Consider the following 23,308-nt stretch of genomic DNA (forward strand, 5'->3'; position numbering starts at 1 on the left):
CCAGGCGAGAGGAGGTGCCCGTGATGCCGGAGACCGTCGAGTCGGTGTTCGCCGGCGTGGTCGCCCGGAACCCGGGAGAGCCCGAGTTCCACCAGGCGGTCCGCGAGGTACTGGAGAGCATCGGTCCGGCCCTGGCCCGGCATCCCGAGTACGCCGAGGTGGTCGAGCGGATCTGCGAGCCCGAGCGGCAGGTCATCTTCCGGGTGCCGTGGGAGGACGACCAGGGCCGGGTACGGGTGAACCGCGGCTTCCGGGTGGAGTTCAACAGCGCGCTCGGCCCGTTCAAGGGCGGGCTGCGCTTCCACCCGTCGGTCTACCTGGGCATCGTGAAGTTCCTCGGCTTCGAGCAGATCTTCAAGAACGCGCTGACCGGCCTGGCGATCGGCGGCGGCAAGGGCGGCGCGGACTTCGACCCGAAGGGTCGCTCCGACCGCGAGGTGATGCGGTTCTGCCAGAGCTTCATGACCGAGCTGTACCGGCACATCGGCCCGCAGACCGACGTGCCGGCCGGGGACATCGGGGTGGGCGGCCGGGAGATCGGCTACCTGTTCGGGCAGTACAAGCGGATCACCAACCGGTACGACGCGGGCGTGCTCACCGGCAAGGGCCTGGCGTACGGGGGCGCGCAGGCGCGCCGGGAGGCGACCGGGTACGGCGCGGTGTTCTTCGCCGACGAGATGCTCCGGCAGGCGGGTGACAGCCTGGAGGGCAAGCGGGTGGTGGTGTCCGGCTCCGGCAACGTCGCCATCTACGCGATCGAGAAGGTGCACCAGCTCGGCGGCACGGTGGTGGCGTGCTCCGACTCCGGCGGCTACGTGGTCGACGAGAAGGGCATCGACCTGGCGCTGCTGCGGGAGCTGAAGGAGCAGCGCCGGGGACGGCTGGCCGAGTACGCCGAGCACGCGCGCAACGCCGTGGCGGTCCCGGACCGCAACGTCTGGGAGGTGCCCTGCGACCTGGCGCTGCCCTGCGCCACGCAGAACGAGATCGGCGGCGCGGAGGCCGCCGCGCTGGTGGCCGGCGGGTGTGTCGCGGTGGTGGAGGGGGCGAACATGCCCACCACGCCGGAGGCGGTGCGGATCCTCGGCCGGGCCGGGGTGCGGTTCGCGCCGGGCAAGGCGGCCAACGCCGGCGGCGTGGCGGTGAGCGGGCTGGAGATGCAGCAGAACGCCAGCCGCGACACGTGGACGTTCGGCGAGTCGGAGCAGCGGCTGCGCGAGATCATGCGGGACGTGCACGACCGGTGCTGGGCGACCGCGGAGGAGTTCGGCCTGCCCGGCGACTACGTGGCCGGCGCGAACATCCAGGGGTTCCGGCGGGTGGCCGAGGCGATGCTGGCGCACGGCCTGGTGTGAGCGGACGGCGGGACGGACGCTGACCGAGCGGTCGGTCAGTGATTGACAGCTCTCGACGCCCGGCCTAGGTTCAGGGCGCTACCGGTCGGTAGGCATCCGTCCCGCGTCGTCGCCCCCGTCCCGGGGTGGCACCCGTCCCCGGGGAGCAGCGATGCAGCCCTCACCCGTCCGCCGCCGGCTGCTCGCCGTCGGCGCTGCCCTCACGTTGACGCTCGGCCTCACCGGCGCGGCCCCCGCCGCCGCCACCGGCCGCGACGACGGCAGCGGCCCGCTGCCCGGCTACACCATCGTCAACCCGCCGCTGCCGCCACTTGTCGTCGGCGGCGCCGCCACCACCGTGCGGCAGGGCGTGCACGCCAACGCCGGGTACGTCATCGAGATCCCCGAGCACTGGAACGGCGAGCTGGTGATGTGGGCGCACGGCTACCGGGGCCAGGGCACCGAGCTGTCGCCGGAGCCGCCCGGCTTCGACCTGCGGCAGCGCCTGGTGACCCAGGGGTACGCGTGGGCGTCGTCGTCGTACGACCGCAACGGCTACGACGTGCGCTCCGGCGTGCGCAGCACCCGCGCCCTGGCCGACCTGTTCAGCCGTACCGTCCGGCGCCCGCACCGGGTGCTGATCGCCGGGGTGTCGATGGGCGGTCACGTCATCGGCCGTTCGCTGGAACAGTACCCGGGCTTCTACGCCGGTGCGCTGCCGATGTGCGGGGTGCTCGGCGACCAGGAGCTGTTCGACTTCTTCCTGGACTACAACCTGGTCGCGCAGGCCCTCGCGGGGGTGCGCGCGTACCCGACGCCGCCCGACTACCTGACCTCGGCGGTGCCCCGGATCCAGGTCACGCTCGGCCTGGCCGGACTGGCTCCGGGCGGCCCCGACACCACGAACGACCTGGGCAAGCAGCTGCGCGCGGTCACCGTGGAGCGCTCCGGTGGGCCGCGGCCGGGCGCCGACGCCGCGTTCGCGGTCTGGAAGGACTTCCTGTTCGGCATCGCGGTCAGCGAGGCGGACGGCTCCCCCGCCCGGCGGCCCGGCCAGCTCGCCACGAACCTGTTCACCAGGTACGCGCCGAACCAGCCGGTCGACCTGAACGCGACGGTGCAGCGGGTCGCGCCGGAGAACCTGCGCCAGCGGCTCTCGCCGAGTCTGACCGAGGTGCCCCGGATCGCCGGGCGGCCCACCGCGCCGGTGCTGAGCCTGCACGGCCTCGGTGACCTGTTCGTGCCGTTCGGCATGGAGCAGGCGTACGCCCGGGACGTGGCCCGGCACGGCCGGTCCCGGCTGCTGGTGCAGCGGGCCGTGCGTACCGCGCAGCACTGCGAGTTCAGCCCGGCCGAGGCCGGCGCCGCCTGGGACGACCTGACCCGCTGGGTCCGCACCGGCAAGCGCCCGGCCGGCGACGCGGTCACCGACCGGCGCGCGGTGGCGGCGCCGGACTTCGGCTGCCGGTTCAGCGACCAGGCCGCCCGGGCCGCCGGGGCCGGCACCCGCCCGCTCTATCCGCCCTGCCCGGCTCAGTCCTCCTCGCGGCCGTACCAGCCGCCGCGGTAGACGGTGCCCTGCCGGGCCGACTCCGGCGCCGATTCCGGCGCCGGCGCCGCCTCCGCCGCGAGGGCGCTCCGGCGCGAGCGGCGGACCCGGCTGACCACGAACCAGCAGAACCCGGCGATCACGGCCACGATCACGATCTTCTGGAACGTGCCCGCGTACGCCTCGACCACGTGCCACTGCTCGCCGAGGAAGTACCCGGCGAGCACGAACGTGGTGTTCCAGATCAGGCTGCCCAGCGCGGTGTAGAGCAGGAACACCGGCACCGGCATGCGTTCCACCCCGGCCGGAATGGAGATGAGACTGCGGAAGATCGGAATCATCCGGCCGAAGAACACCGCCTTGACGCCGTGGCGCAGGAACCACGCCTCGGTGCGGTCCACGTCCTCCAGCTTGATCAGCGGCAGCCGCTCGGCCAGGGCGCGCATCCGGTCCCGCCCGAGGGCCGCGCCGATGTAGTAGAGCGCCAGCGCGCCCACGATCGACCCGATCGTGGTCCAGACGATCGCACCGACCAGGCTCATCTTGCCCTGGCTCGCGGTGAAGCCGGCCAGCGGCAGGATCACCTCGCTGGGGATGGGCGGGAACAGGTTCTCCAGCGCCACCGCGAGGCCGGCGCCGGGACCGCCGAGCCGTTCCATCAGGCCGGTGACCCAGCCGGTCACTCCGTCACCGGACGGCTCTGCCGCCCGCGCGGCGCTCACCCGGGGGCCGGCGAGCAGCTGTGCGTTTCCGATCATCCGACCAACGTTACGGGGCGAAGCTGCGGACGACCACGCGTCATGGAAACCATTATCGTGTACGCCATGCGTACGCCGTTGCGGATCGCCGTCGCCCAGCCGCTCACCCGCTCCGGCGACGTCGCGGGCAACGCGGCACGGCACGCCGACGCCGTGCGTGCCGCCGCCGCCCGCGTGGTGCTCTTCCCCGAGATGTCACTGACCGGGTACGAACTGGACGCCGCGCCGCTGGACCCGGCCGATCCCCGGCTCGCACCGCTGCGGGCGGCGTGCGCCGAGACCGGGACGCTGGCGCTGGCCGGCGCGCCGGTGCCCGGACCGCACATCGGGGTGCTCGCGATCGACGCCGAGGGCGTGCGGGTGGCGTACCGGAAGATGTGCCTGGGTGGCGCGGAGCCGCAGCACATGCGGCCGGGCCGGGAGCCGGCGGTGCTCGATGTGGACGGCTGGCGGCTGGGCCTGGCGGTCTGCAAGGACACCGGCACGCCGGAGCACGCGGCGGCGACGGTGGCGCTCGGCGCGGACGCCTACCTGGCCGGGGTGCTGGAGTCGGCCGACGACGCGGCGGTGCCCGACGAACGCGCCCGCCGGGTCGCCGCCGCGCACGGCGTGTGGGTGGCGACGGCGAGTTTCGCCGGGTCGACAGGGGGCGGGTACGCGCGCGCCGCGGGTGGTTCGGGGATCTGGTCACCGGCGGGTGAGCCGGTGGCCCGCGCCGGCACGGACACCGGCGAGGTGGTCACCGCCACGCTGCGGTGACACTCAGCCCTCGTCGCCGCCGCGCAGCCGCTCGTAGCCGTCGAGCAGCTTGCGCAGCGCGGTGGCGGTGACCGGGTCGATCTTCTCGTCCTCGGCCGCGTCGTCGATCTTCTCGCGCAGGTCCTCGACCCGCTTCTCCCGGTCCTTCGGCTTGCCCCGGTCCAGCTCGGCGACCTTCTTGCGCAGGTCGTCGGCGACCTTGCGCTCGATCAGCCCGATCGACTCGGCCCGGTCGAGCAGCTCGTCGAACCGGTCGCCGAGCTGCCGCAGCGTCACCGGTTCGGCCGCCGTCGACGGCGGCGCCGCGCTGCTCGGCTCGGGCGCGGGCGCCTCGGCGGCGCCGGTCGTGGGGCCAGTCGTGGGCGCGGCGGCCGGCGGGGCGCCGGGGCCGTCACCCCACACCAGCGAGCCGACCACCGCGAGCAGCAGCACCACGGCGCCGGCGACCAGGAGCCCGAACAGCCGGTTCGAGGAGACCGCCGGACGCGGCGGCGCGCCGGGACGCCCCGGCGCGACCGGGCGGGCCGTGGCGGCCGGAACCCGCTCGACCAGGGTGGGCGAACGCGTCACCGGCGCCACGGTGGGCAGGATCGCGGTCGGCGGATCCACCGGGCGGCCCGCGCCGAGCCGCTCGGCGAGCCGGGCCGCGCTCGGCCGCCGCGCCGGGTCCACGTCCAGGCAGGCCAGCACCAGGTCGGCGATCTCCGGCAGCAGGCCGGGCACCCGCGGCGGCGGCACCGGCGGCCGGGTGCGCCGCACCTCCAGCACGTCGTCCCAGCTGCGCACCGGCAGCGGGGCCCGGCCGGTGAGGCTGCGGTACAGCAGCACGCCGAGCGCGTACACGTCACCGGCCGGATGCGCCGGGCCCGGGTCGAGGCGTTCCGGGGCGAAGTAGGCGGGGGTGCCCATCAGCAGCACGCCGGTCTGCCCGGTGACCGGGTGCGGGCCGGCGGGCGCGGCGATGCCGAAGTCGAGCACCTTCGCGCCGGTCTCGGTGAGCATCACGTTCGCCGGTTTGATGTCGCGGTGCACCACGCCGATGCGGTGCGCCGCGGCCAGCGCCCCGGCGACCTGCCCGGCCGTGCGGACCGCGTCCGGCCAGGCCAGCGGCCCGCCGGCCAGCCGGTCGGCGAGCGTCTGCCCCTCCACCAGCTCCATCACCAGGTACGGGACCACGACGCCGCCCGCAAGCGTCGCCTCGGCGTAGTCGTACACCTGGGTCACGTGCGGGTGGGTCAGCCGCGCCGCCGCGCGGGCCTCGCGCTGGATGACCGCGCGCAGTTGCGGGTCGGCGGCGAGCTGCCCGGCGAGGACCTTGACCGCGACGGGCCGGTGCAGCACCTCGTCGTCGGCGCGCCACACCTCGGACATCCCGCCGAGGCCGATGCGCTCACGCAGGACGTAGCGGTCGTGCAGGCGCAGGGCGGGCGTGAACGGCGACATAATTCACCAGGCTGCCATGCGCGGCACCGGCCGCACCAACCCGCGCCCCCGTTTCGTCCGTGTTCCGGCGTTCTTCCGCCCGCGTCAGGGCTTGCGGGCGACCCCGCCGTACATGCTGACGTCGACCACGGACGGCCGCGGCTCCGGCTCGCCGTCGGCGCGCCACTCGGCCACCGAGCAGATGCCCGGCTCGACCAGTTCGAGGCCGTCGAAGAAGCGTACGACCTCCTCCCGGCTGCGCAGGTTGATCACGCCGTGCGGGCCACCGCCCCGGGCCGCCGCCTTCGCCTCGGCGGCCACCTCCGCCGGAAGGTAGTCGTGGGTGGCGTGCGAGGCGGCCAGGTAACTGCCGGCGGGCAGCGCGTCGAGAAGCGTGTCGACCAGCGCGTACGGGTCTTCGCCGTCGGGCACGAAGTGCAGCACCGCCAGCAGCATCAACGCCACCGGCTGGGACAGGTCGAGCGTGCGGCGCAGGTCCGGGTGGGCCAGGATCCGCTCCGGGTCGCGCAGGTCCGCGTCGAGGTAGGCGGTGACGCCGTCGGCCGAACTGGTCAGCAACGCGCGGGCGTGGGCCAGCACGATCGGGTCGTTGTCGACGTACACCACCCGGGCGCGCGGGTCGATCGCCTGCGCCACCTCGTGGGTGTTGTCGGCGGTGGGTATGCCGGTGCCGATGTCCAGGAACTGCCGGATGCCCGCCTCACCGGCCAGGTGACGCACCGCGCGGCGCAGGAACCGCCGGTTCTCCAGCGCGCTGATCCGGATGGTCGGGAACCGGGCGGCCATCGCGTCGCCGGAGTCCCGGTCGGCCTGGAAGTTGTCCTTGCCGCCGAGCCAGTAGTTGTACCGGCGGGCGGGGTGCGCCACTGTCGTGTCGATCCGGTCGCCGGGCGGCCCGGAAACGGGCGCCGTCCCTGCTGCGTCGCTGGTCAAGGCCACCTCCACGACTCGGGTCCCACCGTCCACTGTCTCCGGTGCGGATCATGGTACTGCCCGGCGCCGGCCCGGTCAGGCCGGGTACAGCTCGTCGCGGAGGCGGGCCAGCAGCTCACGGGTGCGCTCCGGCGGCGCGGCCTCCACGCACAGCCGTTCCATCGCCTCGGCGTAGAACTCGAGGTCGTCGCGCTTGTCCAGGTAGATCGCGCTGGTCAGCTGCTCGATGTAGACGATGTCCGGCAGGTCCGCGTCGCCGAAGCGCAGGATGCTGAAGGCCCCGCTGGCCGCGGCGTGCCCGCCGGCGGAGAACGGGACGATCTGCAGCCGTACGTGCGGCGCGGCGGTCGCCTCGATCAGCGCGTCCAGCTGCTCGCGCATCACCGCGGCCCCGCCGATCGGGCGGCGCAGCGCCGCCTCGTCGAGCACCGCCCACAACTGCGGCGGGTTGCTGCGGCGCAGCAGCTCCTTGCGCTGCATCCGCAGCTCCACCCGCCGGTCCAGCTCCGCCGCCGACGCGCCGCGGTGCCCGAGCAGGATCACCTGCCGGGCGTACGCGGCGGTCTGCAGCAGCCCGGGCACGAACTGCACCTCGTACGTGCGGATCAGCGCGGCGGCGGCCTCCAGGCCCAGGTACGCCTGGAACCACGCGGGGAGCACGTCACCGTAGCGGTGCCACCAGCCCGGGCTGTTCGCGTCCCGGGCGAGCTTGAGCAGCGACTCGCGCTCGCCGGCGTCGGTCACGCCGTAGAGCGTGAGCAGGTCGGCCACGTCGCGCTCCTTGAAGCCGACGCGGCCCAGCTCCATCCGGCTGATCTTCGACTCGGAGGAGCGGATCTCCCAGCCGGCCGTCTCCCGGCTGACCCCGGCCCTCTCACGGAGTCGCCGCAGCTGCCCACCGAGCAACATGCGCAGCACGGTGGGCCCGCTTGTCGGACCACCCTCGACGGGCACCGTCGCCACCTGACCGCCCTCGCATCCCGACTGCCCCGGCCGGGCGCCCCCCGGCCGACGAGTAAGCATGCCATGAACCGACAGTGAGGTGAACTCCTCCGGAGCGGTTAATCAGTCCCGTGTGCGGGACGGCGGGATCAGGTGGTCGAAGTCGCCGTCGCGCGCACCGAGCACGAAGGCGGCGATCTCGTCCACTGTGTAGATAAGCGCCGGGCCCTCCGGGTGCCGGGAGTTTCGGACCGCGATTCCGGTGCCACCGGGCAGCTCGGCCAACTCGACGCAGTTGCCGCTGGGGTTGCTGCGACGACTCTTCGACCAGCGCATCGGGGGCAGCTCGGGCACGGGCACACCGTTCGGCGGTTGTTGCATGGGCGTCCTTCGGGATGAGCCAGCCGAGGCCGCGGGGAGGAGCGGTGGGTGGCGACGTCTGTCGACTGAGGAGTGAGATGCACGTGCATCTGCTATTGCATCTGCAATGGACGGAGAGCATGATAGCCGAAACGTACGGTGTGCCGGGTCGCTCACATTCGGTGACCCGAACCCGGCCTCCGGATGCCGCCGCGCGCGGCTAGGGGACTGCGGTGAGGAGGACGCGCGTGCCGGATCCGATGACCGTCGCCTCCGGCATATCCGCCGCGGGGGCCCTCATCTCGGCCTGGCAGTTGCGCCGCCGCGCCGTACGCGCCGAGGCCGAGATCGAGCTGCTCCAGGCCGAACTGGCCGCCGAACGGCACGCGGCCAGCCACGACCCGCTCACCGGCCTGCCCAACCGCCGCGCGTTCTTCCGGCTCGCAGCCACCCTGCTCACCGACCCGGCCGGCCAGCCACTGGTAGCGGTCGTGCTCGACCTGGACAACTTCAAGCAGGTGAACGACCGCTACGGGCACGCCGCCGGCGACCAGGTGCTGATCAGCGTCGCGCAGCGGCTCGCCGCGTTCGCCGGCAACAACCTGGTGGCCCGCCTCGGCGGCGACGAGTTCGCCGGCCTGCTGGCCAGCCCCACGGCCGACCGCCGGTGGATCGAGCACGCCACGCGGCGGCTCTGCGAGGCGCTCGCCGCGCCCATCCCGCTGGGCGCGCGCAGCATCCAGGTCACCGCCTCGGTCGGGCTCGCGCCGGTGCACTGCCCGACGCAGCTCACCGACGCGCTGTGCCGCGCCGACGCCGCCATGTACGAGGCGAAGACGCTCGGCGCGGCCCGCCCGACCCGGCAGCTCGTCGCGGAGTACTGACCGGCCCGGCCCAGAGCGCCCACGTGCCCGGCCGGTCCGTGTGCTCAGTTAATCAGCATGGCCGGTCGGTCCGCGTGCCCGGCCGGCGCGGCTACCTGGCTGGCGTGGGTTCCGGGCGCGCGGTCAGCGCCAGCCGTAGCCGGCGCGCAGCGCCTGCCCGACCCGGTCGAACCGTGGCCGGTCCAGCACCGCGCCCTCGCGGCGGATGCTGTCCTCGCGCATGGTGAGCACCCGGTCCAGGCGCACCCAGGAGGGCCGGTTGTCCCGGTCCCACTCCCCCGGGCCGAGCGCCAGCCAGTGCCGCTGGCCGTCCCGGTCGCTCTGGCTGGACAGCATCAGCCCGAACAGGGTGCGGCTGTGCCGTCCGACCACCAGCACCGGGCGGTCCTTGCCCTGGCGGGGGTCGTCCTCGTAGGGCACCCACGTCCAGACGATCTCGCCCGGGTCGGCCTGGCCGTCCGGCTCCGGCGCGTACGACAACTCGCGGCGCTGCAGCGCGTTGACCTGCCGGCGGCGCGCGACCTGAGCCGGGATCGGCGCGCCCGGGCGGGGCGGGGCGGGCACGGCCCGGGTGATCCGGCCGAGCCGCGACGCCACGTTCTTCAACAGACCTGCCACGGCGGGCAGCCTATCGGCCGGGGTACGACCGCCCGGGAATCGGGTCGCCCGGTCGGGTGGACGGCGCCCGTTGCTCTGGACTGTTCACAGGTGTGCAGCGATTTGTGGCCGACCGACGCCGCCGACCGGCAGGTGTTCCCGAAGCGCCCTTGCGGCCGAAGCGCGAGGCAGCCGACGATCCGGCCATCTCTCCGACCTGAATGATCGATGTGTGTGACGCCGACGCTGTGTAACCCTCTCGCGATGCACGCTGAGGAGCAAGTCCGCAACCGGATCCGCGATGTGCTCGCCGACCCCGGCGTCAACGGCCTCGTCGCTGCCTACTTCGACCCCGATGGACCGTTCGCCGGCACGTTGTTCGACCTGCTCGGCGAGAACCCCCCTTGTGTGCTCACCCTTGACGACCTGCTCGCAACCACGCTATTGGACATCTCCTGGCAGCCCTTCGCCGTCCGTGCGCTTCTCGCTGCCGGCAACCAGGTCACGGCAGCACTCGCTGCGATCCCCACTGATCTGGATCTGTGGACTGCCGGTCCGGACGTCCTGCAGTCAGCAACAGCCTTGCATCATTGGTTGGACCGACTGCCGGGGGTAGGTCCAGTGATCGCGAGCAAGCTTCTTGCCCGCAAGCGGCCCCGGCTCGTGCCCATCCATGACAGCGTCGTGTTTCGGGTGCTGGCTCCGCCAAAGAACAAGTTCTGGATGACACTTGGGGCCGCGCTGACCGAATCCACCCTCCGACAGCAGATAGAGGACCTCCGCCCAGCAGGCGGCGACTCAATCAGCCTCTTGCGTCTGCTCGACGTCGCAATCTGGATGCGTCACAGCCGTTCGCGCAACGCCCGCAATGCCCGCAGGGCACTCGCGGTACCCGAGCCCGACCCGCTTCCACGCGCGAATTTGTGACGACCGCCGGAAGGATGCATGCGACCGGCGACACAAGGAGATGACATGAAAGCACGACGGGTGCACCTGATATCCGGCGGTCTCACAGCGGATCTGCGCCCTGTCCGAGATCCTCTCGGTAGCCCCTCCTCTCGCAGACCTTTGCCCACCAAGGAGAACCTGGTTCGCAACCGCTTGAACGTCGACCTCGCGAACCTCGTCGCCGCGATGCGTACCGGTAGAGAGTCGACCGCGTGGGAGCTGCTACGGGAAGCGAGAGCCCTGGTGGCTCGGCTTCCCCGAGGCTCGTGCGAAGCCGAACGCCGCAAGATCAACTCTGCCGCGCTCGTGCTTCGCTCCACCGCCTGGCGGCAGAAAGCTGCCGATACAAGACATGGCCGAGGTAGGGCGTTAACGACGTAGGCGTCTTCGTTCCCGGCCAGCCACCCGGCCTGGTCGCGCTCCGCGAACGCGGTGTGGTGCGACCTGGCGTGCCAGGCGCTGCGGTGGCCGTGCGGGATGCTCCCTGTTAATAGGGGGCCCCTCTACTACCGGAGGCGTTAATAAGGGGCCCTTCCTTACGCTGGGGGCGTGCGGCTACCCGATGATCTGCCGGTGTTCGAGCGCAGCGCGGTACGGCTGGTGGTGCTCGACGCCACCGACCACCTGCTGCTGTTCCACACCCGCGACCCGGACCACCCCGACCTCGGCGTGTGGTGGGAGCTACCCGGCGGCGGGCTGGACCCGGGCGAGACGTACCGGGAGGCGGCGGTCCGCGAACTGCGCGAGGAGACCGGCATCGCGATCGGCCCGGACGAGGTGGGCGCGCCGACGTGGCGGCGGCGGGCCAGCTTCCGGCACCGGCAGCGCCGCCACCTCCAGGACGAGGTGATCGTGGCGGTACGGCTGCCCGGCCCCGGACCGGACGTGGACGAGGCGCTGCGGCTGGACTACGAGGTGGAGGACTACTTCGGGTTCCGCTGGTGGCCGCTGGCCGAGGTGCTCGCCGAGCGGCCGCGCTGTTATCCCGGGCGGCTGCCCGAACTGCTGCCCGCGTTCCTGGCCGGCGAGGAGATCGACGAGCCGTTCGAGCTGTGGTCCTGAGCGCGGGCGTGCCACCCGGCGCGTGAGCGGGCAGAGTGGAGCCGTGACTCCCCTGCACGCACCCCTGGCCCGTTACGCCGAGCGGCTGCACCGCGCCGCCGGTGACACCCACCACGTCGCCTCGCCGCTGGGCGCGTGGCTGCTGCTGGCGCTGACCGGCCCGGCCGCCACCGGCGAGACCCGGGCGGCGCTGGCCGAGGCGCTCGACGCCGACCCGGACGACGCCGCCGCGGAGGCCCGGGCGCTGCTCGCCGCGCCGCACCCGATGGTCGCCGCGGCCACCGCGCTGTGGGAGCGCGCTCCGGCGCCGGAGCTGGCCGCGTGGCGGGCCGCGCTGCCGGAGAACACCGAACGCGGCCCGCTGCCCGACCAGGCCACGCTGGACGGCTGGGCCCGGGAGCGTACCGGCGGGCTGATCGACAGCTTCCCCGTCGACGTCACCCCGGACACGCTGCTGCTCCTGGCCAACGCGCTGGCCACCCGCGTGTCGTGGGCCGACCCGTTCGACACCGCCCCCGGCGCGGAGCTGGGCGCGGGCAGCGCCTGGTCGGGCCGGCTGAGCCGGGTGCTGCGTACGCCGCCGTTCGGGCACCGGTGCTGGGTGGCGGCCACCGACCGGGCCGGTGACGTGGCGGCGCACGCGGTGCCGGCCCGCACCGGCGACGACGGCGCGGGGATGCTCGTGGTGTCGGTGGCCGCCGCGCCCGACGTGCCCGCCGCAGACGTGCTGGCCGCCGCGCAGGAGCTGGCGAGCGCCGCCGCGCTCCTGCCGGACGCCATGCCGGGCCGCCGGTCGCTGTTCGACCTGCCGCTGGGCGAGACGCCGCTGTGGACGCTGCGGGAGGAGCCGACCCGGACGTACGCGGACGACGGCCGGGAGGAACGCGCCACGGCGGTGCTGCCGTGCTGGTCGGCGCAGAGCCGACACGACCTGACCGCGCCCGGGTTCGGCTTCGACGCGGCGGCGCGGGCGCTCGGCGAGCTGCTGGGCCTGACCGGGCCGAGGTTCGACGCCGCGCAGTCCGCGGTGGCCCGGTTCGGCCGCTACGGCTTCGAGGCCGCCGCGGTGACCGCGTTCGGCCGGGCGACAGCGCTGCCGCCGGAGGGGGTCGCCCGCGTCGCGGAGCTGCGCTTCGGTCACCCGTACGCGGTGGTCGCGGTGACCACCGACCCGGCCGGCGGCCCGTGGCACGCGCTGCCTGTCTACTCCGCCTGGGTGGCCGACCCGGAGGAGCTGCCCGCCGACGAGGCCGGATAGGCGGGAAGCGCGCTCGCGAGCTGGTCCAGTCCCAGCGAGCCGAGTTCCAGCGCCCGGTTGTGGAACGCGCGCCGGTCGCCGGGGAACGCCGCGCGTCCGTCGCGCCACACCCGCTCCCCCACCTTGTAGGTGAGCGCCTGCCCGGGCCGGCCCAGGTACCGGGCCACTTCCAGTGGCGCGTACGGGCCCTGGTGGCAGCGGTCGCGCAGCAGGTCCAGCGCGGCCTGCGGCGTCCACGGCGTGCTGCCCGACGGCATCGGCAGCCGCAGGTGCAGGCCGATGTCGAGCACCACCCGGGCCGCCCGCAGCAACTGCATGAACAGGTGGCCCAGCCGGGCGCCCGGCTGCTCGTAGAGTCCGAGTTCGTCCATCAGCCCTTCGGCGTACAGGGCCCAGCCCTCCTGGGCGCCGGAGAGCCCGCCGAGCAGGTTCAGCCGCTGCCCGGGGCCGCCCCGGCACGCCTCCGAGCCGAGGTGCAGGTGGTGGCCGGGGACGCCCTCGTGGTACGCGGTGCTGTACGCCCACCAGGTCGGGAAGCGCTCCTGACCGTCGGGCAGCAGCCACGAGACCCGGCCCGGCCGGGTCAGGTCCCGCGACGGCGCGATGTAGGCGGTGCCGCCCGACGTGGTGACCCGGGACTCGATGCGGCGCAGCGGCGCGGGGATGTCGAAGTGCGTGCCGTGCATCCGCTCGGTGGTGGCCTCCAGCAGCTCCTGGAGCCAGGCGGCGAACTCGTCCCGGCTGCGCAGCACACCTGGCGCGTCGGGGCGGTCGAGCCGTTGAAGCACCTCGGGCACGGTGCCACCCAGGGCTCTCGCCTCCGCGACCAGGTCCGCCTCGATGGCGGTGAACTCGTCCCAGCCCCACTCGTACAGCTCGCGCAGGTCCGGTTCCGTGCCGAGGAAGGTCCGCACCCAGAGGGCGTACCGCGCCGGGCCGAACGCCTCGTCGTCGCGCGCGAGCGGCGCGAGGTCCGCGGTGAGCGTCGTGGCGAACCTCCGGTACGCCTCCCGCGCGTCCCGCGCCGCCGCCTGCAACGACGCGCGCTGCGGCCCGTCGCCGTAGCGCTGCACGAGCGCCGTGTCCTCGTCGATCCAGGTGCGGCAGCGCTGCGTCACCAGGTCCACCTGGCGTCGTGTGGGCAGGTGACCACGTTCGGCGGCGACCAGCAGGCTGCGGGCGTACCCGTCCAGGGATGCCGGGATCGCGGCCTGGCGCGCGCCGACGCGGGCCCAGCCGTCCTCGTAGGCCGCGCGCCCGGCGTCGCGGCCCGGCACCGCTGATTCGACGCACTGGCGGATGAGCTGGAGCGGGCCGGTGGCCGCGACGTGCAGTTCCCGCAGGTCCTCCCCGGCGTCGTGGAAGGCGATCCGGGCGCGCAGCCGTTCGGCGAGGTGCTCGTGCAGCGGGCTCGGGGCGGGCAGCGCCTCGATCCGGCGCAGGGCGCGCGCGGCGAGATCGGCGCGGGCCTGGTGACCCTCCGGGCTGTAGTCGGTGAGCCCGTCGACGTCCTGCTCACCGGCCTCGACCACCGCCACACACGGATCGAGGCGCCCCATCTCCCGCAGCAGCGCGTCGGTGACGTCCTCGCCCATCGCACCGATGCTACCCCCGATGATCAAGGAGTTCGTGCCGGCCGGAAGGCCCGGAAAGGACACGAACTCCTTGATCAACCGGATGGGAGGCGGGGTCAGACCGAGACGAGCTCCTTCTTCTCCGCCTTGGCGGCCAGACGCTTCTCACGCTCCTGGGCGCCGATCAGGTCGTCCGGCAGGGAATCCTCCACCTCGATGTCGAAGCGGCGCAGCAGCCGGATCGCGAACCCGCCGAGCGTGACCAGGACCAGCGCCGCGCCGAAACAGATGTACGCGAACCCGATGCCCCGGCCCGGTCCGGTGCCGATCACCGCGCCCACCGTGCCGGCCAGCGCCCCGCCCGGCGCGAGCATCGGCTCGAACAGCGCGGTGGCGCCCGGCGCCAGCAGCGCGAACCCGATCGGCAGCGTGGACCAGGAGATGGTCTGGTTGAGGCTGAACACCCGGCCGTGGAAGCGCTGCGGCACCTTCACCTGGACGATCGTCGCGTAGATCGACTGCGCGGTGGTCATCGACATGGCCAGCCAGCAGAAGCCGACGCAGATCATCGCCACCGAGGCGTCCAGGCCGATCAGCATGCAGCCGATCGCGGTGCCCAGGTTGCCGATCAGCACGCCGATCATGCGGCGCTTGCGCGGCCCGCCCCACAGCGACATGAGGATGCCGCCGAGCACCGCGCCGACCGCCTCGGCCAGCGCGACCTGGGCGACCTGGGTGGGGCTGCCGAACGACAGCACCAACGGGGTGATCAGCACCAGCGCGGGCGCCAGGAAGATGTTGCCCAGCGCGAAGTAGCCGAGCATCAGCCGGAATCCGCGGTGCCGCCAGGAGTAGCGCATGCCGTTGGCGATGGCCACCAGCAGCCGCTCCCGGGGCCGCCAGCCGAGCGCGTCCGGGAAGCGGACCACGGCGAGCGTGAGCACCGCGAGCACGTAGCTGGCCACGTCGACGAGCAGGATGCCCTTCAGGTCGATGGTGGCGAGCAGGCCGGCCGCGAACGCCGGCATGAGCAACGTGGCCACACCGGTGGACAGCTGGGTGATGCCCATGGCGTGCCCGAGGTAGCGCTTGGGCACCAGCTGCGGCACCGCCGACTGGAACGCGATCCGCTGGAACGACCCGGCCACCGAACTCAGCGCCACCAGCAGGTAGATGTGCCAGAGCACCAGGTTGTCGGTCCACAGCAGGCTGGCCAGCACCAGCTGGATGGAGCCGGCGAAGCAGCTGGCCGTCATCATGATCCGGCGGCGGCTGACCCGGTCCACCAGCGCGCCGGCGACCGGCAGCATGAGCACGCCGCAGATCAGCGCCAGCGCCCACAGCAGACCGAGGTCGGCCACCGAGCCGGTGCGGTTGAACAGCCAGATCGGCAGCGCGAACGCGGTCAGCGCGGAGCCGGTGCTGGAGACGAGCTGCCCGACCGTGATGGCCAGGAAGCGGCCCATGCTCGGCTTGACCGCGGTGCTGGCCTTGCGGGCCACGCCCACGCGCAGCGTGTCCGCCACCGCCCAGCCGGCGTCCTCACCCCGCGCCTGCGGGCTCAGCGCGCCGATGTCACCGGCGACCACCGCCGGGTGCGCCTGCGTGACGATCTCGGCCAGTTCCTCGGCACGGTACTTGAGGAAGAAGTGACCTGCCTGGTCGAGCACGACCAGCCCGAGCGTGTCGCTGAGGAACTGCCACTCGGTGTACCGCTCGCGGTAGTAGTCGGTGACCGGGTCCTCGGAGCCGACCACCGAGATGATCGGCGCGCGCAGCTTCGTCGCCTGCTTGTCCAGCAGCCGGGTGAAGTACTCCTCCGAGGCGCGGGAGTCGGCCCGCATGTTGCTGATGATCCGGTCGGCCTGCTCCGGGTCCAGCTCGTCGGTGTCCACGCCCATCGACTTGAGCCAGCTCGCGTAGTGCTTGTTGCTGCGCAGTTGCTCCAGCTTGTTGCGGGCCGCCGAGAAGACGCCCTTGGGGCGGGCGAACGGGAACATCGCGCCGATGTAGACGGCCTCCAAGTCCCGGCCGGACGCCTCGACCTTGCGGGCCACCTCGGCGACGATCGCGCTGCCCACGCCGCAGTGGCCGTACAGGGCGATCGGTCCCTCGACCCGCTCCAGGATCTCGTCGGCGACCCGGCTGGTCAGCTCCTCGAACGGCAGCGCGTCCTCGGTGAGGCCGACGTCGTGGCCGGGGATGGCCAGCGACCACAGCCCGTACCCGGCCGGCAGCGCGTCGGCCAGCGGCTGGTAGACGATGGCGCTGCCGCCGCCGTACGGCACGCAGACGTACGTCAGCACCCGCTTGCCCGCCGGGATCGGCTTGGTCAGCTCGTAGAGCAGCCGGCGCGGCCCCTCCTGGGCGGCGTCGCCGGAGATGAACGCGGCCAGGTCGCGGATGGTGCGCTGCTGGAACAGGTCCATCACGCCGACGGCCCGGCCGCCCAGCTCCGCCTTGCGGATCTTCGCGACCACCTGGGTGGCGAGCATCGAGTGCCCGCCCAGGTCGAAGAAGTCGTCGTCGATGCCCAGCGTGTCCACGCCGAGCACCTCGGACCAGATCGCAGCCAGCGCCCGCTCGGTGTCGTCGCGCGGCTCGACCAGCGCCACCGACGCCTCGCGGGTGACCACCGGCGCGGGCAGCGCCTTGCGGTCCAGCTTGCCGTTCGGGGTCAGCGGCAGCGCGTCGAGCGTGACGAACGCGGCCGGCACCATGTACTCGGGCAGCGTGTCCTTCAGCGCCGCCTTCAGCGCGGCGTGCTCGGCCGCCCCCACCAGGTACGCGGTGAGCCGCTTGTCGCCCGGGCTGTCCTCCCGGACGATCACCGTGGCCTCGGTGACGCCCGGCTGGTCGCGCAGCGCGCTCTCGATCTCGCCCAGCTCGATGCGCAGGCCGCGCAGCTTGACCTGGTGGTCGATGCGGCCCAGGAACTCGATCACCCCGGCGCCGTCCGGGCCGATTACCCAGCGGGCCAGGTCGCCGGTGCGGTAGAGGCGGGCGCCCGGTTCGGCGGAGAACGGGTCGGGGACGAACTTCTCCGCGGTCAGCGCCGGCCGGCGGTGGTAGCCGCGGGCCAGCCCGACACCGCCGATGTGCAGCTCGCCGGCCACCCCGACCGGGCACTGGGCGCCGGACGGGTCGAGCACGTGCAGCCGCAGGTTGGCGATCGGCGCGCCGATCGGCACGCTGGTCACCTGCGCCAGCCGGTCCGGCTCGCACGCCCAGGCGGTCACGTCGATGGCCGCCTCGGTCGGGCCGTACAGGTTGTGCAGGCCGCACCAGGGCAGCCGGGCGGTGAAGTCGGCTGCCGAGGCCAGCGGCAGTTCCTCGCCGGAGCAGATCACCCGGCGCAGCGCGGTGGCCGCCTCCACGCCGTCCTCGGCGAGGAAGACGGTGAGCATCGACGGGACGAAGTGGGCGGTGGTGATCCGCTCGGACACCAGCAGGTCACGCAGGTAGCCGGCGTCCTTGTGGCCGCCCGGCTTGGCCAGCACCAGGCGCGCGCCGGTGCGCAGCGGCCAGAAGAACTCCCACACCGACACGTCGAAGCTCGCCGGGGTCTTCTGGAGCACCGCGTCGTCGGCGCCGAGGCGGTACGTCTTCTGCATCCAGTCGAGCCGGTTGACGATGCCCCGGTGCGTGTTCGGCACGCCCTTCGGGCGGCCGGTGGAGCCGGAGGTGTAGATGACGTACGCCAGGTGCTCCGGCCCGGCGGCCGGCGCCGGATCGGTGTCGGGCTGGCCGGCCCAGACGACGGCGTCGTCCAGTTCGAGCACCGTGGCGCCGGTGTCGGGCAGCACGTTGCGCAGGTGCGACTGGACCAGCACCACCGGCGCGTCCGCGTCGCCGACCATGAACGCGAGCCGGTCGGCCGGGTACTCCGGGTCCAGCGGCAGGTACGCGCCGCCGGCCTTGAGCACGCCGAGCAGCCCGGCGACCAGTTCCACCGAGCGTTCCGCGCAGACCCCGACCAGGGTCTCCGGGCCGACGCCGGCCGCGCGCAGCCGGTGCGCGACGCGGTTGGCCTGCGCGTTCAGCTCGGCGTACGTGCGGCTGTGCCCGTCGATGGTGACCGCCACCGCGTCCGGGGTGGCCGCGGCGCGCTCCTCGATCGGTCCGTGCAGCGTCTCGGCGCGCGGGAAGTCCGCGCTGGTGTCGTTCCAGGCGGCCAGCAGCTCTTGCTCGGCGGCGGGCAGCAGCGGCAGCCGGGAGACCGGGGTGTCCGGCGCGGCGACGACCGCGTCCAGCAGGGCGGTCCACCGCTGCGCCATCCGCTCCACGGTGGCCCGGTCGAACAGGTCGGTGTTGAAGACCAGCTTGCCCCAGAGCCCGTCGACGGTCTCGACCGCGTGCAGCTCGAAGTCGAACCGGGTGGCCCGCAACTCCATCGGGGTCCAGGTGAACGTGACCTCGTCGGTGCGGGACACGCCGGTGAACCGGCCCATCTCGTAGTTCTGCAGCACGAACATGGCCTGGAACACCGGGGAGCGGCTGACGTCGCGCGGCAGGCCCAGTTCGTGCACGACCTTGGCGAACGGCACCTCGGCGTGCTCGAAACCGTCCAGCACGGTGCGGCGGGTGCGCTCCAGCAGCTCGGCGAAGGTCGGGTCGTCGCCCAGGTCGGCGCGCAGCGGCAGCATGTTGATGAACATGCCGACGAGGTTCTCCAGCTCCGGCGCGGACCGTCCGGCGACCGAGGCGCCGATGGCGAAGTCGTCCTGGCCGGAGTGCCGGGCCAGCAGCACCTGGTACGCGGCGAGCAACGTCATGAACAGCGTGCCGCCGCTGTCGCGGGTGAGCGTGTTGAGCGCCTCGGTGGCGGCCGGGTCGAGCTGGAACTCGACGAAGTCGCCCCGGTAGGTCTGGGTGGCCGGGCGGGGCCGGTCCAGCGGCAGTTCCAGCGGGGTGATGCCGGCCAGCCGCTGCTTCCAGTAGTCGACGTGCGCCCGCGCCTGCGTGCCGTCCAGCTCCTGGGCCTCCCAGACGGCGAAGTCGCCGTACTGGATCGGCAGGGCGGGCGGCTCGCCGCCCCGGTAGAGCGTGATCAGGTCACGCAGCAGCACGTCCACCGACCAGCCGTCGCCGACGATGTGGTGCTGGGCCAGGAACAGCACGTGGTCGTCGGCGGCGAGCCGGATCAGCAGGGCCCGCAGCAGCGGCCCCTCGGCGAGGTCGAACGGCTCGGCCGCCGCCGCCTCGACCAGCGCCTGCGCGGCGGCCTCGTCGGGCGCGTCCACCACCGTCAGCGGCACGTCCGCGGTGTCCGCGATCACCACCGTGGGGCGGCCGTCGGCGTCGGCCGGGAAGCGGGTGCGCTGCGACTCGTGCCGGTCCGCGAGCGCGGTCAGGGCGGCGCGCAGCGCGTCCACGTCGAGCGGTCCGCGCACCCGCAGCGGCACCGCGATGTGGTACGCCGCCTCGCCCGGGGCGAGCTGGTCCATGAACCAGACCCGCTCCTGGGCGTAGGACAGCGGCACCTCGGCGCCGGCCGGGCGGGGGGTGATCCGGGCCGCGGTTGCGGTCTGGCGGGCGCGTAGCCGTCGGGCGATCAGCGCCTGCCGGGCCGCCTCGCGGGCCGGATCCTTCAGGTCGGTCATCAGTTGGTTCCCTCTTCCGCCGCGAGCAGCGCGGCGACCTCGGTGTCGGAGAGGCCGTCGAGCTCGGCGGCGATCCGCTGTTCGATCTGGGCGGCCAGGTCCGCCACCACGGGGCTGCTGAACAGCGCCCGCATGGGCAGCTCCACGTCCACCTCGGCGCGGATGCGGGCCATCGCCCGCATGCCGCGCAGCGAGTTGCCACCGAGGGCGAAGAAGTCGTCGTGGGCGCCGACCTTCTCCACCTGGAGGATGTCGGCGTACACCTCGGCGACCAGGGCCTCGGCCTCGGTGCGGGGCGCGACGTAGCTGTCCTGCGCCGTCTCGGCCGTCGCCGGGGCGGGCAGCGCGGCGCGGTCCAGCTTGCCGTTCGGGGTCAGCGGCAGCGCGTCCAGCCGGACCAGGGCGGCCGGCACCAGGTGCGCCGGCAGCTCGCGGGCCAGTTCGGCGCGGACCGAGTCCTCGTGGGCCGGGCCCACCAGGTAGCCGACGAGCATCGGCTCGCCGCCGTCGGCGCGGACCGCCGCGGCGGCGGCCCGTACGTCCGGGTGGGCCAGCAGCGCCGCCTCGACCTCGCCCAGCTCGATCCGCATGCCGCGCACCTTGACCTGGTCGTCGCGGCGGCCCAGGTAGTCCAGCGTGCCGTCGGCGCGCCAGCGTGCCAGGTCGCCGGTGGCGTACATCCGGGCGCCGGGCGGGCCGTACGGGCAGGGCAGGAACCGCTCGGCGGTCAGGCCGGGCCGCTCGTGGTAGCCGCGGGCGAGCTGCGTGCCGGTGACGTACAGCTCCCCCACCACGCCCGGCGGCACCGGGCGCAGCGCGGTGTCGAGCAGCAGCGCCCGGGTGTTCCAGGTGGGCGTGCCGATCGGCACCGGGCCGGACCCGACCGGCTCGCCGGGGGCGATGCGGGCCGCGACGCAGCCCACAGTGGCCTCGGTCGGGCCGTACTCGTTGATCACCGCCACGTCGGGGTGCGCGGCCCGCCAGGCGGCGAGCTGCTCCCCGGTCAGCGCCTCGCCGCCGATGACCAGGTCGGTCGTCGGTGACAGCTCGCCGTCGAGCAGCGGCAGGTGGCTCGGCGTGACCTTGAGGAAGGTCGGCCGCCCACCGGCGCGGGCGGCGGGCTCGTCGATCGCGGCGAGCCGTACCGTGCCGCCTGCGGTGAGCGTGCCGAGCAGGCCGGTGACGGTGAGGTCGAACGAGACCGGCGAGTGCAGCAGCGCCACCCCGGAAAGCCCCGGGTAGGTGGCCCGGGCCCAGGCCAGGTACGCGGTCACCGCCCGGTGCTCGACCACCACGCCCTTGGGCCGGCCGGTGGAGCCGGAGGTGTAGAGCACGTACGCGGGGTGTTCGGGGCGCAGCGGGGCGACCCGGTCGGCGTCGGTGAGGTCGTCGCCGGGCTGGTCGGAGCCGACCTCACCGTCGAGCACCAGCGCGTCGCCGGGCACCAGGGCGGCGGTGTCCGGGTCGGCCACCACCAGCGCGGGCGCGGCGTCGGTGAGCAGGTACGCGATCCGCCCGGCCGGGTACGTGGTGTCCACCGGCACGTACGCGGCGCCGGCCTTCAGCACGGCGAGCATCGCCACGACGAGGTCGCAGGAGCGGGGCAGGGCCAGCGCGACCCGGGTCTCCGGGCCGGCCCCGCGCGCCACCAGCAGCCGGGCCAGCCGGTTCGCGGCGGTGTTCAGCTCGGCGTAGCGCAGCGTCGCGCCGTCGCAGACCAGCGCCGGCTCGTCCGGGGTGGCGGCGGCCTGCCGCTGCACCTCGTCGACCACAGTGGTCGCCGGCACGTCGTGGGCGGTGTCGTTCCAGGCGCCCAGCACCAGGTCATGTTCGTCGTCGGTGAGCAGCGGCAGCGCGGCGACGGTGCGCTGCGGCTCGGCGACGGCGGCGGCGAGCAGCCGCACGTAGCGGCGCACCACGGCCTCGGCGGTCTCCCGGTCGAACAGCTCGGTCCGGTAGACCAGGCGGCACTCCCCGGTGGTGATGTCGAAGGCCAGGTCGTCCTTCGTGGTGCCCAGCTCCACCGGGTCGAGGCCGGAGTCCGGGATCCAGTTCAGGGCGGTCTGGAAGATCGGCTGCACCGACGGGTCCCGCTGCGGGTCGACCGCCTCGACGATCTTCTGGAACGGCGCCTGGCCGTGCTCCATGGCGTCGATCAGGCCGTTGCGGATCCGGCCGAGCAGCGCCGCGAACGCCGGGTCGCCGGAGACGTCGCAGCGCAGCGCCACCGGGTTGACGAACATGCCGATCAGCGGCGCCAGCTCCGGGTTGTCGCGTCCCGCGGTGGCCACCCCCACCACCACGTCGGTGTCGCCGGAGATCCGCGACAGCAGCGCCGCGAAACCGGCCAGCAGCACCATGTACGGGGTGGCCTGCGCGCCGGTGGCCAGCGTGCCGATCCGGTCCAGCAGCCCGTCGGGCAGCGTGAAGCGCACCTCGTCACCGGCGAACCCGAGCTGGCCCGGACGGGGCCGGTCCAGCGGCAGGCCGATCACCGGCGGCGCTCCGGCCAGGTGGCCGGTCCAGAAGGCGAGCTGCCGGTCCAGTTCCTCGCCGGTGAGCTGCTGGCGCTGCCAGACCGCGAAGTCGGCGTACTGGATGGGCAGCTCGGGCACGGCGGGCTCGGCGCCGGTGCGCGCGGCCTCGCAGAACGCGACCAGTTCGTGGTGGAACAGCACCGCCGAGTGGCTGTCGAAGACGGCGTGGTGCGCCACGAACGCCAGCGCGAGCCCGTCCTCCATGCGGATCAGCCGGGCCCGCCACAGCGGCGCGGCGTCCATCGGGATCGGGGCACGCGCCATCTCGCCGCGGATCCGCTCGAACTCGCCGCGCTGCTCACCGGCGGGCAGATGGGTGACGTCGGTGACGGGCAGCGGCGCCGGTTCGTGGGCGCGCACGACCTGCACCAGCGCGCCGTCGTCGACCCGCAGGTGGGTACGCAGCGCCTCGTGCCGGGCGATCACCCGGTTGACCACGTCGCCGGCCGTCTCGGCGTCCACGTCGCCGGGGAACATCCACGGGAAGGAGACGTTGAACACCGGCGACCCGGCGTCGAGCTGGTTGGCCATCCACACCCGCTCCTGGGCGTAGGAGGCCGGGAACGTCCACTCCTGGGTCATGAGAGGGCCTCGCGCACCGAGCGGGGACGCATGTCGGTCCAGACCTCGTCCACGTGGGCCAGGCACTCCTCGCGGCTGCCGGCGAAGCCGGTGTCGTGCCAGCCGGCGGGCAGCTCGCGGTCGGCCGACCAGATCGAGTACTGCTCCTCGTCGTTGCGGACGACCAGGAATCGGGATTCGGCCAT

The 23,308-nt window shown here is 73.7% G+C and carries 17 protein-coding genes; 7 read left to right on the plus strand and 10 right to left on the minus strand.

Annotated features, from left to right (window positions below):
• Positions 1–23: 23 nt before the first annotated feature.
• The gene (gdhA, locus tag O7542_RS12110) at positions 24–1,355 is read left to right on the plus strand and encodes an NADP-specific glutamate dehydrogenase (protein ID WP_210868929.1); all 1,332 of its coding nucleotides are present in this window, start codon (positions 24–26) and stop codon (positions 1,353–1,355) included.
• A 151-nt stretch (positions 1,356–1,506) separates the two neighbouring features.
• A complete protein-coding gene (locus O7542_RS12115) occupies positions 1,507–2,904 on the plus strand; it encodes a hypothetical protein (RefSeq protein WP_281606229.1) in 1,398 nt (465 codons plus the stop codon).
• Here O7542_RS12115 and O7542_RS12120 read toward each other — a convergent pair.
• Complete coding sequence (locus tag O7542_RS12120) at positions 2,868–3,641, minus strand: DedA family protein (RefSeq protein WP_043324597.1); 774 nt, start codon at positions 3,639–3,641, stop codon at positions 2,868–2,870. The two genes, O7542_RS12115 and O7542_RS12120, sit on opposite strands and share 37 nt — an antisense overlap.
• Before the next feature lie 66 nt (positions 3,642–3,707).
• On the opposite strand from O7542_RS12120, the gene O7542_RS12125 reads away from it, so the two are divergent.
• Entirely contained in the window at positions 3,708–4,400 is a 693-nt protein-coding gene (locus O7542_RS12125) for a carbon-nitrogen hydrolase family protein (protein ID WP_043324599.1), read from the plus strand.
• Positions 4,401–4,403: 3 nt separating this feature from the next.
• Here O7542_RS12125 and O7542_RS12130 read toward each other — a convergent pair whose 3' ends face one another.
• From O7542_RS12130 to O7542_RS12145, 4 genes are all read right to left on the minus strand, one after another.
• Positions 4,404–5,843, minus strand: coding sequence for a serine/threonine-protein kinase (locus O7542_RS12130; RefSeq protein WP_281606230.1), 1,440 nt, complete (start codon positions 5,841–5,843; stop codon positions 4,404–4,406).
• Between the two features lie 84 nt (positions 5,844–5,927).
• On the minus strand, positions 5,928–6,776 hold the full coding sequence (locus tag O7542_RS12135; protein WP_104114560.1) for an SAM-dependent methyltransferase: 849 nt from the start codon (positions 6,774–6,776) through the stop codon (positions 5,928–5,930).
• A 75-nt stretch (positions 6,777–6,851) separates the two neighbouring features.
• The gene (locus O7542_RS12140) at positions 6,852–7,739 is read right to left on the minus strand and encodes a helix-turn-helix transcriptional regulator (protein ID WP_043324606.1); all 888 of its coding nucleotides are present in this window, start codon (positions 7,737–7,739) and stop codon (positions 6,852–6,854) included.
• A 102-nt stretch (positions 7,740–7,841) separates the two neighbouring features.
• Entirely contained in the window at positions 7,842–8,099 is a 258-nt protein-coding gene (locus O7542_RS12145) for a DUF397 domain-containing protein (protein WP_030502645.1), read from the minus strand.
• A gap of 227 nt (positions 8,100–8,326) precedes the next feature.
• Here O7542_RS12145 and O7542_RS12150 point away from each other — a divergent pair, with 227 nt between their 5' ends.
• Entirely contained in the window at positions 8,327–8,962 is a 636-nt protein-coding gene (locus tag O7542_RS12150; RefSeq protein ID WP_043324610.1) for a GGDEF domain-containing protein, read from the plus strand.
• Positions 8,963–9,085: 123 nt separating this feature from the next.
• Here the strand turns inward: O7542_RS12150 and O7542_RS12155 are convergent, their stop codons facing one another.
• Positions 9,086–9,580 carry a type II toxin-antitoxin system PemK/MazF family toxin gene (locus tag O7542_RS12155; RefSeq protein WP_043324613.1) on the minus strand — a complete coding sequence of 165 codons (495 nt, stop codon included), beginning with the start codon at positions 9,578–9,580 and terminating at the stop codon, positions 9,086–9,088.
• A gap of 243 nt (positions 9,581–9,823) precedes the next feature.
• On the opposite strand from O7542_RS12155, the gene O7542_RS12160 reads away from it, so the two are divergent.
• The 3 genes from O7542_RS12160 to O7542_RS12170 all read left to right on the plus strand — a co-directional run bounded on the left by O7542_RS12160 (position 9,824) and on the right by O7542_RS12170 (position 12,827).
• Entirely contained in the window at positions 9,824–10,486 is a 663-nt protein-coding gene (locus O7542_RS12160; protein ID WP_274478244.1) for a DUF6308 family protein, read from the plus strand.
• A 570-nt stretch (positions 10,487–11,056) separates the two neighbouring features.
• A complete protein-coding gene (locus tag O7542_RS12165) occupies positions 11,057–11,569 on the plus strand; it encodes an NUDIX domain-containing protein (protein WP_043324617.1) in 513 nt (170 codons plus the stop codon).
• Between the two features lie 43 nt (positions 11,570–11,612).
• Complete coding sequence (locus O7542_RS12170) at positions 11,613–12,827, plus strand: hypothetical protein (protein ID WP_281606231.1); 1,215 nt, start codon at positions 11,613–11,615, stop codon at positions 12,825–12,827.
• Here the strand turns inward: O7542_RS12170 and O7542_RS12175 are convergent.
• The 4 genes from O7542_RS12175 to O7542_RS12190 all read right to left on the minus strand — a co-directional run bounded on the left by O7542_RS12175 (position 12,773) and on the right by O7542_RS12190 (position 23,308).
• The gene (locus tag O7542_RS12175; protein WP_281606232.1) at positions 12,773–14,422 is read right to left on the minus strand and encodes a DUF885 domain-containing protein; all 1,650 of its coding nucleotides are present in this window, start codon (positions 14,420–14,422) and stop codon (positions 12,773–12,775) included. The two genes, O7542_RS12170 and O7542_RS12175, sit on opposite strands and share 55 nt — an antisense overlap.
• 95 nt (positions 14,423–14,517) lie before the next feature.
• On the minus strand, positions 14,518–20,004 hold the full coding sequence (locus O7542_RS12180; protein WP_281606233.1) for a non-ribosomal peptide synthetase/MFS transporter: 5,487 nt from the start codon (positions 20,002–20,004) through the stop codon (positions 14,518–14,520).
• Positions 20,004–23,123, minus strand: a complete 3,120-nt coding sequence (locus tag O7542_RS12185; RefSeq protein WP_281606234.1) for an amino acid adenylation domain-containing protein — start codon at positions 23,121–23,123, stop codon at positions 20,004–20,006. The genes O7542_RS12180 and O7542_RS12185 overlap by 1 nt, the downstream gene beginning before the upstream one ends.
• On the minus strand, positions 23,120–23,308 hold the full coding sequence (locus tag O7542_RS12190; protein ID WP_043324625.1) for an MbtH family NRPS accessory protein: 189 nt from the start codon (positions 23,306–23,308) through the stop codon (positions 23,120–23,122). The genes O7542_RS12185 and O7542_RS12190 overlap by 4 nt, the downstream gene beginning before the upstream one ends.

Origin of the sequence: Micromonospora sp. WMMC264, from assembly GCF_027497275.1 — a bacterium.
In the GTDB taxonomy this organism is placed as follows: domain Bacteria; phylum Actinomycetota; class Actinomycetes; order Mycobacteriales; family Micromonosporaceae; genus Micromonospora; species Micromonospora chalcea.

Coding starts and splice junctions, on each gene's coding strand:
- gdhA (WP_210868929.1), top strand. CDS start 24: ATGCCGGAGACCGTCGAGTCGGTGTTCGCCGGCGTGGTCGCCCGGAAC.
- O7542_RS12130 (WP_281606230.1), bottom strand. CDS start 5,843: ATGTCGCCGTTCACGCCCGCCCTGCGCCTGCACGACCGCTACGTCCTG.
- O7542_RS12180 (WP_281606233.1), bottom strand. CDS start 20,004: ATGACCGACCTGAAGGATCCGGCCCGCGAGGCGGCCCGGCAGGCGCTG.
- O7542_RS12120 (WP_043324597.1), bottom strand. CDS start 3,641: ATGATCGGAAACGCACAGCTGCTCGCCGGCCCCCGGGTGAGCGCCGCG.
- O7542_RS12175 (WP_281606232.1), bottom strand. CDS start 14,422: ATGGGCGAGGACGTCACCGACGCGCTGCTGCGGGAGATGGGGCGCCTC.
- O7542_RS12190 (WP_043324625.1), bottom strand. CDS start 23,308: ATGGCCGAATCCCGATTCCTGGTCGTCCGCAACGACGAGGAGCAGTAC.
- O7542_RS12160 (WP_274478244.1), top strand. CDS start 9,824: ATGCACGCTGAGGAGCAAGTCCGCAACCGGATCCGCGATGTGCTCGCC.
- O7542_RS12145 (WP_030502645.1), bottom strand. CDS start 8,099: ATGCAACAACCGCCGAACGGTGTGCCCGTGCCCGAGCTGCCCCCGATG.
- O7542_RS12185 (WP_281606234.1), bottom strand. CDS start 23,123: ATGACCCAGGAGTGGACGTTCCCGGCCTCCTACGCCCAGGAGCGGGTG.
- O7542_RS12125 (WP_043324599.1), top strand. CDS start 3,708: ATGCGTACGCCGTTGCGGATCGCCGTCGCCCAGCCGCTCACCCGCTCC.
- O7542_RS12115 (WP_281606229.1), top strand. CDS start 1,507: ATGCAGCCCTCACCCGTCCGCCGCCGGCTGCTCGCCGTCGGCGCTGCC.